Annotated in this window: 11 protein-coding genes; 7 read left to right on the forward strand and 4 right to left on the reverse strand. The window is 38.9% G+C overall.

Going from position 1 to position 12,857, the window contains the following annotated elements:
* Window positions 1-237 precede the first annotated feature (237 nt).
* A complete protein-coding gene (locus IAG46_RS07740) occupies window positions 238-2,250 on the reverse strand; it encodes a putative porin (RefSeq protein ID WP_190809786.1) in 2,013 nt (670 codons plus the stop codon).
* Window positions 2,251-2,384: 134 nt separating this feature from the next.
* Here IAG46_RS07740 and IAG46_RS07745 point away from each other — a divergent pair, with 134 nt between their 5' ends.
* The 4 genes from IAG46_RS07745 to IAG46_RS07760 all read left to right on the forward strand — a co-directional run bounded on the left by IAG46_RS07745 (window position 2,385) and on the right by IAG46_RS07760 (window position 7,592).
* Window positions 2,385-2,981, forward strand: coding sequence for a ribonuclease HII (locus IAG46_RS07745; protein ID WP_190809787.1), 597 nt, complete (start codon window positions 2,385-2,387; stop codon window positions 2,979-2,981).
* A gap of 28 nt (window positions 2,982-3,009) precedes the next feature.
* Window positions 3,010-5,469, forward strand: a complete 2,460-nt coding sequence (locus IAG46_RS07750) for a ribonuclease HII (RefSeq protein WP_190809788.1) — start codon at window positions 3,010-3,012, stop codon at window positions 5,467-5,469.
* Window positions 5,470-5,583: 114 nt separating this feature from the next.
* A complete protein-coding gene (locus IAG46_RS07755; protein WP_190809789.1) occupies window positions 5,584-6,909 on the forward strand; it encodes an OmpA family protein in 1,326 nt (441 codons plus the stop codon).
* A 2-nt stretch (window positions 6,910-6,911) separates the two neighbouring features.
* Window positions 6,912-7,592, forward strand: coding sequence for a hypothetical protein (locus IAG46_RS07760; protein WP_190809790.1), 681 nt, complete (start codon window positions 6,912-6,914; stop codon window positions 7,590-7,592).
* Between the two features lie 15 nt (window positions 7,593-7,607).
* Here IAG46_RS07760 and lipB read toward each other — a convergent pair whose 3' ends face one another.
* The 3 genes from lipB to IAG46_RS07775 are packed head-to-tail and all read right to left on the reverse strand — an operon-like array spanning window position 7,608 to window position 9,257.
* On the reverse strand, window positions 7,608-8,324 hold the full coding sequence (gene lipB / locus IAG46_RS07765) for a lipoyl(octanoyl) transferase LipB (protein ID WP_190809791.1): 717 nt from the start codon (window positions 8,322-8,324) through the stop codon (window positions 7,608-7,610).
* 32 nt (window positions 8,325-8,356) lie between these two features.
* Window positions 8,357-9,091, reverse strand: a complete 735-nt coding sequence (locus IAG46_RS07770; RefSeq protein WP_190809792.1) for a hypothetical protein — start codon at window positions 9,089-9,091, stop codon at window positions 8,357-8,359.
* A gap of 10 nt (window positions 9,092-9,101) precedes the next feature.
* Window positions 9,102-9,257, reverse strand: coding sequence for a YqaE/Pmp3 family membrane protein (locus tag IAG46_RS07775; RefSeq protein ID WP_190809793.1), 156 nt, complete (start codon window positions 9,255-9,257; stop codon window positions 9,102-9,104).
* Between the two features lie 90 nt (window positions 9,258-9,347).
* On the opposite strand from IAG46_RS07775, the gene IAG46_RS07780 reads away from it, so the two are divergent.
* The 3 genes from IAG46_RS07780 to lysS all read left to right on the forward strand — a co-directional run bounded on the left by IAG46_RS07780 (window position 9,348) and on the right by lysS (window position 12,789).
* Window positions 9,348-10,397 carry a response regulator transcription factor gene (locus IAG46_RS07780; RefSeq protein WP_190809794.1) on the forward strand — a complete coding sequence of 350 codons (1,050 nt, stop codon included), beginning with the start codon at window positions 9,348-9,350 and terminating at the stop codon, window positions 10,395-10,397.
* A gap of 99 nt (window positions 10,398-10,496) precedes the next feature.
* Entirely contained in the window at window positions 10,497-11,051 is a 555-nt protein-coding gene (locus tag IAG46_RS07785) for a thioredoxin family protein (RefSeq protein WP_190809795.1), read from the forward strand.
* A gap of 49 nt (window positions 11,052-11,100) precedes the next feature.
* Window positions 11,101-12,789 carry a lysine--tRNA ligase gene (gene lysS, locus IAG46_RS07790; protein WP_190809796.1) on the forward strand — a complete coding sequence of 563 codons (1,689 nt, stop codon included), beginning with the start codon at window positions 11,101-11,103 and terminating at the stop codon, window positions 12,787-12,789.
* Window positions 12,790-12,857 lie beyond the last annotated feature (68 nt).

Raw genomic sequence — 12,857 nt, forward strand, 5'->3', positions numbered from 1 at the left:
ACGCTGTCTATACAATATGTCAATGAACTTCTTAAATCCATAAACGAGAAAAAAATCGGGCCTAACAGAGCCCTCCCATTTTGTCGTTTACCACCCAGCCTTATCAGCTAAGCGGGTGCAAATATAGTTAGCTTATTTTTTCTCCGCAAATAGTTTTGAACTATTTTTTTTCAAAAGATTATCTTCTTTCGTAAAACCCTGTTTTTCAACCACAAATTATTTCAACTAAATAAAATTTTAAGAAAAGAAATTCCAAACTAGTCCAAAGCGGATCACAAAATCACGATAGGGATAGTTTGGTGCTGAATAATAATTGGGTTTTGAAAAGATTGAATTCAGGTGTTCTGCTTTAAAATATATTCTTGTTTGCCTCACCTTGGCATTTATGAATACATCCAACAGTGGGTATGCTCCAAATTCCTCTCTGTTTTGAATATAGAACTCGCCCAATAAAGGATTATAGGCATTCATATTATAGGAAGTAAAGTATTTAAAGGTAACCCCCGTTTGCAGAAACATGGCCTTTTTGAAGACATCTTTTGAAAAAAACAGGGAATTCCTTGCAATCAATTGAGGTAGGTTCAAGACTTGGTCGTCTTGTGTTACCTCTTGATAAAGTACGGTATTGGTCAACGTCCATCTTCTCCATTTAAAGTCTTTCATGTATTTCACCCTTAAATGGTTTATGGTCTCTGTCTGTTGGAAGGGTTTCACAAAAGCTGTTTCTTGCGCATTGTCTATTTGCTCTTGGGTAGCTATGGATTCAAAATAGGTGTAATTGTCCAAAGCACTGTATTCTGCTTGCAGATGCCCCAATTTTTTTGAGTTAAATCCGAAACGTACACTTTGTATCTGTTGCATGTTAAATGTATCCGTGTTCTGCCAATTATAGTTACGGTAATCACTTTGGTACAACAAGTAATTAAAATTTGGCATTCGAGATGAGGCATGTATACCACCCGAGATCAAATTGTTATCGTTGATCTTATAATCCACTGAGGCATTAAAATAGCTTCCTCCCAATTCTCCAGAAACATTGTAATTGATATCTCCTTTCAATAGTAACTTGCCAAAATTCTTTTTATAGCTTCCTCCCACAGCAATTTCTTCCCCTTTCAACTGGTTCTGAATTGTGCCTTCGTCGGTTATAAGAATGCTATTGAAAAAATAATTGTAGCTATAAAGGCTTGCCCATCCTTTTATGTCTCCCAAGGTTTTATTCGAGAATTTTAATGACCCTCTATTGAACATGGTCTTTAATCGTGCTCGATCTTCAATAGGAGTCACAAAAGGGTCCAGACCAAAGGCATCATTTTGGGCAGATTGTGTAAAATCGTAGAATTTTGTTTCGTAGTTAAACTCATGTCCAATAGCCAGAGATGTTGGTCGGGTTTTGGTGGAGTCTTTTCCTTTAAACAGTTTTAACTCATGATCCAAAAAATATCGTTTACCCAAAATCCTGTTGTTTGCATTGGTATAGCGCACATCAATCCGTGCTCTATCGGTAAAGTCATCCGTTTCGGTATCTTCAAACTGGTCTCTGTTCAGCAACCCACCATTTTCTTCTCCTTCAATATCCTGAGCTGCAATATGCCCCCTTATATTATAGTTGCCCTTTTCGTTTGCATAATTAAACGATGTTCTAAAGTTTCCGGATTGCGCTTGATCAAACCTATACTTTCCGAGCGACCTAAAACCTTTAAACGCAATTGCGACATTAAATCTCTTATTGAAATTAAAAGCCAGGAGTGCATCCAACAGCTGCCCTTGCTCCAATGTAGTTTTGAACATTAGTTCGGTCATGGGTGTAGGCACGTTGTAATAGTTGATGTCTTCGATTTCAAAATAATTGGAGTGCTTCGCAACAGCACCAATTTGAGGGTACAATGTATTATTGGAAAAGGTTCTCCCCAAAACATTATAGGGTTGGCCAATGTTTGAAAAAGGCATCAGCTCAAAATCATCCTGTCGTATATAATTGTATTTGTATTCTTTTCTAATGGTCAGGGTAGTATCAACAATGGTAGTATCCCTATGGTAAGAAATGATCTTATAATCTGTGATTGGGACCGTATCTTTTTCCTTTGCAGCCCTTTCGGGAATTCGGAAATTTGGTTTTTTGGTTTTTATTGAGTCTTTTGTTCGAACCTTATTTATGGAGTCCACTTCCTTTACAGGGGGTAGGGAATCTTGTTGGGCTGATAAGGTTGGGCTCACCAAAAGGAGAAGGGCAAATACTAAAAATCTCATTCCATATTATTGGTCAGGCAAAGGTATATGTTTTGTTTCTAAAGAAATGTGAAAGTTTATACCTTAAAAATCAATAATATTGGACAACTTTAACAATACCTTGTTTTAGGTGGATCAAACCTGTCTATACACACATGCTTGAACCTTTTTTTAAATTTACCAACGAGGCCGGAACGGATGAGGCCGGAAGGGGTTGCTTGGCAGGGCCGGTCACCGCTGGGGCCATCATCTTACCCAAAGGGTTTAGCAATTCAATATTGAACGACTCCAAACAATTGTCAGAATTAAAAAGGGAACTATTGCGACCAACTTTGGAGAGGGAGGCCCTAACATTTTCGGTTTGTCATGTTTTTGAAGCAGAAATTGACAAAATCAACATTCTTAACGCATCCATTATGGCTATGCATCGTGCTTTGGACCAACTAAAGAAATCCCCTAGCTTTATTCTGGTCGATGGGAACCGCTTTAAACCTTATCCGTCGATTTCTCATCAATGCATCATTAAAGGTGATGGAAAATATATGAGCATTGCGGCGGCATCAGTGTTGGCCAAAACCCATAGAGATGCATATATGGCCAAGATTCATGAAGAATTTCCCATGTATAATTGGAAAAAGAACAAAGGATATCCCACAAAAGAACATCGAGAGGCCATTAGAAAATATGGATTGACCAAATACCATAGAAAAAGTTTCAGACAACTTCCAGAACAGTTGACACTGGATATCTAAAACCCTAAATTTGTTCGAAACTTCAACAATGAAATTCAAGGCACTCCTAGTACTGCTTGCGCTTTTTCTTATCAATTGCAAAACTGAAGTAAAAAACACGGATTCATTATTGGAATATTTTCCTTCCAATGCCGCTCTGATCATTAAAATAAACAATCTCACCAATTTTAAAAGTGAGCTAAAAAACAGCTCCGTCCTTGAAGCTTCCAAGGACTTTTCCCTATACAAAGAAATACAGGGCAAAACAGGAGTGCTGGACCACATAAAGACAGAATCAAAAAGCCTACTTGGACTCTACTCCATTGGAAAGGACAATTATGAATTTGTTTTGATTTTGGAGTCGTCTCCCAATTTTTTTAATGTTGATGATCTATCCGACAAAACTGTAGAAACGCTTACCTATCAAAATAAAAACATCACCAAATACACTTTGGAAGACCAAGAGGTGTTTAGCATGTTGTTAGACAAAAACATAGTGGTAGGCAGCTCGCTAATGCTCCTAGAGAACATGGTGCGAACAAAAAAAGGTAATCCTGTAAACCCTACCTTGAAACGATTGTATGACACCTCCAGTCAAATCAAGTCGGCTACATTTTTCGTTAATTTAGATGAACCTTCATCTCTATTTTCAGGTCAATTGAAAGAGGATGACAATCGTGTAAACACATTCGCTGATTGGATTTCCATGGATTTTTCTTCCAATTCTGATAATATTGGTCTAACCGGAGTGGCCGTTGCATCAGATTCGACCAAAAACTTCATCAATTTATTTCGAGGCACCAATCCCCTTGCTCACAAAACACCTCAATTTGCTCCAATGAGTGCCCAGGCAATTAGTTCATACACTTTTGATGACTATCAAACATTCGCCAAAAACCAAAATACCTATTTGGACCGGGTTAAACCTGTAGATTCCCTATTCAACACCATTGAGGAAGTCGGAATCATATATTCTAATAATCAAAAAGTAGTTCTCTTAAGCTCCTTTGGAACCGAAAGTCTTACTGAAGCTTTGAATGCTGATAAAGTGTCTTCCACAGTTTATCAAGGCAGCGAAATAATGAACTTGAAAAAAAGTGATTTTTTAGTTGCTAGTTTTAACCCTCTGATCAAAAATTTCAAATCCAACTTCTGCACTATTTTAGAGAATACATTTCTTTTTGCTGAGCGTAGGGAGTCTTTGCAAGCCATTATTAGCAACCATAGAAATACCTCTTCATTTAATAATTCCCCCGTCTATAAAACGGCCATGGGGCAACTTGCAAATGAATCCAGCATGTTGTTCATTTCCAATGATTCAGGAATTAATTTCCTTTCGGAACAACATTTTGTCCCACAATTTTTTAATTCGGTTAAAAAAGCCAGTTTTTCAGACCACACCTTTGCTGCGCAAATAGTTGCAGACCAAAAATTTGTTCATGCCAATTTCTTGGTGTCCAAAGTGGGGAAAACCGTAGCCGTTAATTCAGTGACTCCTCTATTCACCTTAGAATTGGATACTGACCTTACCATAGATCCTCAATTTGTAAAGAACCATCGCACCAATAAACAAGAAATCGTAGTCCAGGATCAAAGCAATATTCTGTATTTGATTTCCGCCAAAGGAAAAATACTTTGGAGCAAACAGCTTAGTGGGAGAATACAGGGGCCTATTCAACAAGTTGATATCTATAAAAATGGTCGGCTGCAATTGGCCTTTTGTACCAGCAATCAATTTATGATAATCGATCGTAACGGTAAAGATGTACTGCCATTTAAGAAAACCTTTGAAGGCGGCAACCTGAATCCCTTGGCAGTGTTCGATTATGAGGGCAACAAGAATTATAGGTTTGTGATCACACAAGGAAACAAGGTATTTATGTATAACAGCCAAATGCAAACTGTTGGTGGCTTTAGGTTCACAGAGGCCCAAAGCCCGATAATATCCACCCCAAAGCATTTTAGGGTATCCAATAAGGACTATTTGATTTTCCAACTAGAAGATAAAAGCCTTAAAATTTTGCATAGAACCGGTCATGAACGTTTGAAAGTCAAAGACAAGATCGATTTTTCAGATAATGAAATCTTTCTATACAAGAATAAATTTTCAGTAACCAACAAAAAAGGGGTGTTACACCAAATTGACACCAAAGGAAAGTTGACAGCCACCAATTTTAACTTGAGTGCAGACCATGGAATGTTCACTACAAGTAAAACTCTTGTTTTTATGGATGATAATGTGCTAAGCATAAAAGGAAAAAAAGTAGCGCTGGACCTTGGCGTATATTCAAAACCCAAGATTTTTTACATCTACGATAAAATCTATGTAAGTGTTACAGACTTTCAGAATCAAAAAATATACCTCTTTGATAGTCAGGCAAAGCCTATTTCCAATTTCCCAGTTTTTGGAAACTCTTTGATAGACATGGTTGACATGGATAATGATAAAAAACTGGAGTTGGTTGCCAAGGATCAAGAAAACTCCATTATTGTGTATAAAATGAACTAGCAACCTCATTACTGCAACTTATACAACGGTAAGGGCAAAACACACATCCTTTCTTGGTAAAAGCCCTGTAAATTTTTAATTTACAGATGATTACACTATCTAAACACTTTAAAAATGAAAACCTCTTTTTTGGGCAAAGCTGTATTTTGCTTGCTTTTTGCTTTTGCCTACAGTCTCAATAGTGACGCGCAATTACTGAAAAAATTAGGAAAAAAAGCTGAAAGAGCCGCAGAACGGACTATAGAACGCCGTGTGGAAAAGGAAACCACAAAAAAAACCGATCAGGCCCTGGATAGTATCCTTGAACCTGGCTCAAAGGATAAAAAAAATCCTAAAGCACCTGATAATACTGGTGGTCAAAATACCCCAGGGAATACCACTAATGGACCATCCGATACTGGGTCTCCCGAAGCAGGGGGTCCGAAAACTATTCAGGTTTATAGCAAATTTGACTATGTCCCTGGTGACAAACAGTTATTCTACGATGATTTCGGTAACGATTTCATTGGAGATTTTCCATCTAAATGGAACACCAATGCTGGTGGTGAATTGGTCACCTTAGGTGATTCACCCCAAAAATGGTTGGAATTAAAATCTGGTTTTAATATTTATTACATACCTGATGTTCCTCAACTGCCAGAAGAATATACCATTGAATTTGATCTGGCTGCCGTAGGTGTGGATAATCAAACCTCCTCGCAGGCAAAGGTGGCGATTACCTTAAGTAATGATGATAAATTTAAACCGGGCAGTAACAATGCGTATGCTGAGATACCATTTTGTCAATATGCCGCTATAGGAATTACTGTTCAAAACAACATCAACAATAAAAGAGAAATAAGAAGCACTGTCAAGGCAGATTTAAGGGATGTTGCATTGAACAACCCACACATTTCGATTGCCGTGAACAAACTGCGTTTTAGGTTATGGGTTAACGAGGTAAAATATATTGATGTGCCCAGATTGGTGGCCCCTGGCGCAGTTATACATACAGTAAAATTCCTTGCCAATGGTTTTAAGGATGGAAAAGAAAAAGTTTTTATCACCAACCTTAAAGTTGCTGAGGGTGGTGTTGACCTACGCCGAAAACTCATCTCCGAGGGGAAGATTTCCACGAATGGGATTTTGTTCGATTCGGGTTCGGCCAACATTCAACCCCAATCCATGGGAATCATACGGCAAATATCGCAGGTGCTCATGCAAGAAAAAGGAATGAAGTTAAAAATTGTCGGACATACGGATGCCGATGGATCAGATGAGGGCAACATGAAACTTTCACAAGATCGAGCCGAAGCGGTAAAAAATGCGCTGGTCTCGGTATATGGAATTTCGTCAGACCGATTACTTTCCGAAGGAAAAGGGGAATTGGAACCCGTTGGAGACAACAATACTCCAGATGGGAAATCACAAAATAGAAGGGTAGAATTTATAAAACAATAAAAATGAAAAAAATTGTCCTTACAATTTCGCTGATTGCCTTAATTGGAGGAAGTCAGTTATGGGCTCAAGGAAAGTGTAGCAAATTTTATCCACTGAAAGAAGGAGCGCATTTTACTTTGACCATCTTTGACCAGGACAGCATATCGCAAGGAACCGTTACCTATAAAGTAGACGAGGTGACCGGAGATTCTGGTCGTTATACCTACTCAATGGCCATGGGAAACACCGTTCTGAACAGTGCACAATACACCATTTCCTGTACGGATGATGGAGTTGATATTGATTTCAGTTCCATGGGTGGTGGAATGCTTTCCAGATATTCCAATATGGATGTAGATATAGCTGGAACGAACATCTATATCCCGAATGACCTTAGCGTAGGGCGTACCCTACCCGATGCAACTATGGATCTAAGAGTGAGTGGTGCTCCTGGAGGAGTGAACATTTCCATGAAAATGACCAATAGAAAAGTAGAGGGAACTGAAACCATTATAGATCCAAATGGAGAGCCTCGTGAATGTTTTATTTTGAGCTACGACTTGATCATGAACATGGGAACAACCATTCGTTCACATGCAAAGCAATGGTTAGCGGAAGATGTTGGGTTGCTAAAAACAAAAGATTTTGACGTAGACGGGGGAACGTTAAGGGGTTTAATGGTATTGACCTCTTATGAACTTTAAATTCTAAACCAAGGCTTAAGCTTCAGTTTTTTCTTTAATAAGTTCCGCTTCAAAAAGTGCTGCAAAATGATGCTGTAATTTCTGTTTCACCTCTTCCATATCAACCTCCTTCTGACCCAATTCCACATTCAATGAGGTAACAGATTTCCCTCTGATGCCACAGGGAATCATCATATCAAAATAACCTAAGTCGGCATTTACATTCAAGGCAAAACCATGCATGGTCACCCAACGACTTGCCCGAACACCCATGGCGCAAATTTTTCGAGCAAAAGGAGTGCCAACATCTAACCAAACGCCTGTTTCTCCTTCGGAGCGGACAGCTTTTAATCCATATTCGGCTAACGTCAAAATCACCATCTCCTCCAACAAACGGAGATACTTATGGATGTCAGTAAAGAAATTGTCCAGATCTAAAATGGGATAACCCACAATTTGGCCAGGACCATGATAGGTAATGTCCCCTCCCCTGTTGATTTTGTAAAAAGTGGCGCCTTTTTCCTGTAGTTTCTTTTCATCCACCAGAAGATTGTCGATGTCTCCACTTTTTCCCAAAGTATACACATGGGGATGCTCCACAAAAAGAAAATGGTTAGGGGTTTCAAGATTCGCTTCTTCCCTTCTATTCTTGATTTTTAAATCAACAATTTCCTTAAAAAGGGTTTCTTGGAAATCCCAAGTTTCCTTGTAATCCTTAAAACCCAAATCTTGCAGTTGGACTTTCTTGTTCATCTGGCAAAGATACAAAGAGCTTTAAATGGAAACTAGTCTTCCAACTCCACTTCAAGATCTAAAAGCGAAGGATCCTTCATCAACTCCAAAAACTTGACCTCATAAATCAAGGTCTTGCCATCTGCGCTAAAAGTAGCCTCTTCCGCGGTGGTGGATTTCACCTTTTTCGGGAAATGATATTTAAGGGTATAAGTAGAACCTGAAAGGAACATTTCGGCTCCTTGGAGGCTATCAATTTGCTGTTGAAACAGTTCTTGATCTAAAATATTGGCTTTTCTCGAAAAACTATTGTTTGAAAAGGCATAACTCACCTCTGAAGCGGAGCTTTCCATTGGTGGCGGAGCTGCGCCCTCTTTTTGGGAACCCAGCACGTTTGCTCCTTGAAAAGCGTTAAATGCATCATTTACCTCGCTTACATTTTTGAATTCACTGAACAAATCAAACTTCATTACTTTTTCATCCGGGTTCATGACCATATGCATGTTGAAAGGCTCCAATTTTTTCAATTTAGCCTGTTCTTCAGGAGAAAGTTGGGCAATACTGTCCTTTTTCTCTTCTAATAAGTCTTTAAATGAAATTAGAGAGTCCACCGGTTTTTCAGTGCTCTTTTTCATTTCATCACCAGCCATTTCCATCAGTTCCGACCCATCAAAATTGATAGATAGCTTTCCAGAGCCGTCTTCTTGTAAAGTAATTTCTTCGGTAAAGTTGCATGAGGAAGTAAGGGCAACAATTATGGCCCATACTAAGATTTGGATATTTCTCATTGTGGTTATATTAGTTCGTATTATTTAAAATGACAAGTGCACCGATAACTCCAGGCACCCATCCACAAAGTGTTAAAAGTAATACAATAACAAAAGAACCACAACCTTTCCCGATGACTGACAAGGGTGGGAAAAGAACGGCCAATAAAACTCTCCAGAAACTCATTAATTTGATTTTGATTGATGTAACCTATTAGTATTAAATCCTAACCAATTGTTACACAAAACCTTTATTTTTAACGCAGATAGAAAATTTATGAAGGTCATTTCCTTTATTATAATCTTATTTGGTAGCCTGTCCGTCATGGGGCAGTACAATTTCTCGGGTCATGTTTCCGAAGAAAACCGAGGGAATACCATATATCTATCCCTTGTTGAGGATTACCGAAAGACATCTCGGGTCTATCTGGAACAAATCATAAGTAAGACCACAGTTGACTCATTGGGTACTTTTCAATTTATTGGCGACAATCTTTTAATAGATAACCGTTTATATCGAATTCATTTGGATGGTTGTTCCGGTAATTCCGATGCCAGTCATTTTTTGGGAACTTGCAACAGTAGTAAAAGTGTGCTGTTTATTGCCAATAACAATGACTCTTTGGAATTTCCCACTTCTTTCGAAGACCAAGAACTCTGTACCATTAGCTCGTCAAATCCTAAATCCTCACTTCCTTTGGAAATTGACGCACTTAAAGAAGAAATGATCTTTGATTTTGCCGACTACCGAAGTGAGGCCAACAGAAAATTAAATTCAGAAAAGTGGTTTGCCTCCCTTCAAAAGTTTGGCAAAGACTCCGGAGAACCTTTGGCCGAATTACTCATTTACGATTTTCTCTCAGACAAACGAAATGAGACCTATGATCATTATCTAGGGGACATTGCTTCCAATAACTACTACGAGCAACTTCTTGACCGTTTGAACGCCATCTATCCAAACACTGAATTTACAAAGCAATTTGAAGCCGAAATCACAACAGATAGCCAATTGGCCAATTTTCAAGATTCTGCCATTTGGAATTGGAAATGGGGCGTGTTGATGCTACTTGGCGTTTCCCTTGGATTGAATTTATTTTTACTTGTAACTAGAAAATCCAAAGCAAGGACCAAAGTGAACGATCTACTTCAGAAACTGACCCCACAAGAGCAAAAAATAGTACAACAAATTCTATTGGACAAAAGCAATAAGGAAATTGCTTCAGCACTTTTTGTGAGCCACAGCACCATTAAAACCCACATCAACAATCTGTACAAAAAACTAGCAGTTTCTTCCCGCCAGGAAATTGTCTCCATCTTCAAAAAATAAAATTCCACCTGGGGTCTAGTCCCTATTTCCAACCATCAAAAAACCATTCCACCCCTGATTTTATAGAATTTTCGGTTCCAAATTTTAAACTGAAAAATCATGAAATCAATTTTAGCAACATTCTTAATGATCAGTACAAGCTTGTTTGCCCAAGAATTCAACAAAGAAATTGAATTGGAAAATGGTAAAACATTTATGGTCGGAAAAATAAATTTAGAAGGTCTGCAATCCGAACCCTACGCAAACTGGTTTAGTACCAATTATGAGAACTATGTGGTAGATAAATCCATGGTGAAGATGTTCAAAAAACAACTCAAAAAACATCACATCAAACTTTTTCTGGGCACCTGGTGTGGCGACAGTAAGCGAGAGGTCCCTCGAATGCTAAAAATTTTACATGAGGCCAAATTCCCCATGAACCAAATAGAAATTGTCGCTCTGGACCGACGTAAGGAACATTATAAAAAAAGTCCCACCGGAGAAGAAAAAGGTCTTGACATCATCAAAGTTCCAACAATGGTATTCTTTAAAAAGGAAAAAGAGGTCAACCGGATCGTAGAAAGTCCACTGGAATCCTGGGAGGAAGACATGGCTCAAATCATGACCGGGAAACCATATACTCCGAATTATGCCACATTAAGCAAGGCCAAGTAAGGAATTAAAGCGCAAAAGTGTAATTTTGCGCTTTAATTTTTTATCGACTATGCAACTATCGGAACAGGAAATCGTTCGAAGGGAAAAATTATCAAAGCTTAGGGAACTGGGAATCAACCCCTATCCTGCTGCACTTTATCCAGTAGATGCCACCTCAAAAAGCATCAAAAACGATTTTAAGGAAGGAAAAAAAGTGGTGATTTCCGGTAGATTGATGTCGAGAAGAATCCAAGGCAAAGCATCTTTTGCAGAATTACAAGACAGTGAAGGTCGCATACAAGTGTATTTTAACCGTGATGAAATCTGCGCTGGTGAGGACAAAACGCTTTACAACGATGTGTACAAAAAATTGCTGGATATTGGTGACATTATCGGTGTAGAAGGTGAACTGTTTACAACTCAGGTTGGGGAAAAGACCGTCATGGTCAAAAACTTTAGTTTGTTGAGCAAAGCTTTACGTCCATTACCGCTACCAAAGGTAGACGCGGATGGAAAAGTATACGACGAATTCAACGATCCGGAGCTTCGCTACCGTCAACGTTACGTGGACTTGGTAGTTAATCCTTCGGTAAAGGAAACTTTCATCAAGCGTACCAAAATTACCAACAGTATACGCGAGTTTTATAATGAAAGAGGGTATTTGGAAGTTGAAACTCCAATTCTACAACCCATTCCGGGTGGAGCTGCTGCACGTCCATTTTTAACCCATCATAACGCACTGAACATTCCGTTGTATTTGCGAATTGCCAACGAATTGTACCTAAAAAGGCTGATTGTAGGTGGTTTTGATGGTGTCTATGAATTTTCCAAGGACTTTAGAAATGAAGGAATGGATCGTACCCACAATCCGGAGTTTACCGTAATGGAACTCTATGTGGCGTATAAAGATTACAATTGGATGATGGATACAACGGAGCAGTTGTTGGAAAAAATCGCCTTGGATGCCACTGGCAGCACAAAAGTGCCCGTTGGAGATAACGAAATTGAGTTTAAAGCGCCATATGCCCGAGTACCGATTTTAGAAGCCATAAAAATCCACACTGGCCATGATGTAGCTGGAATGGATGAAACCCAATTACGTGAGGTGGCCCAAAAACTCGACATTGAAGTTGATGAGACCATGGGAGTCGGTAAATTGATTGATGAGATTTTTGGTGAAAAATGTGAACACCACTACGTGCAACCCACCTTCATTACCGATTATCCAAAAGAAATGAGTCCATTAACCAAAGAGCATCGCAGCAATCCTGCTTTGACCGAGCGCTTTGAGTTAATGGTCAACGGAAAAGAATTGGCAAACGCATATTCAGAGTTGAATGATCCCATCGATCAACGTGAGCGTTTTGAAGAACAGCTCAAACTTTCCGAAAAAGGAGATGACGAAGCCATGTTCATTGATCAAGATTTTCTGCGCGCCTTGGAATATGGAATGCCCCCAACATCTGGAATTGGAATCGGGATTGACCGTTTGGTGATGCTCATGACCAATAACTCTTCTATCCAAGAAGTACTTTTCTTCCCACAAATGCGACCCGAAAAAAAACAGGTAGAGCTTACCGAGGAAGAGAAAACAATCATGGATATTCTAAAACCTTTGGATGAAATGCCATTAGCTGAATTAAAGCAAAAAGCTGGACTCAGTGGCAAAAAATGGGACAAGAGCACTAAGAACCTATCCAAATTGGGTCTTTTTCAAGTAGAAAAAAGAGAGGACGGGCTTTTTGCCTCCCAAAAATAAGGTGCATTTCTTAACGAAGCCATTGTTTGGCTTCGTTCAAAAGTCGTTCAGCGAAGTTTAGCAAAACC

The organism is Flagellimonas sp. S3867 (genome assembly GCF_014698935.1).
Taxonomy (GTDB): Bacteria; Bacteroidota; Bacteroidia; order Flavobacteriales; family Flavobacteriaceae; genus Flagellimonas.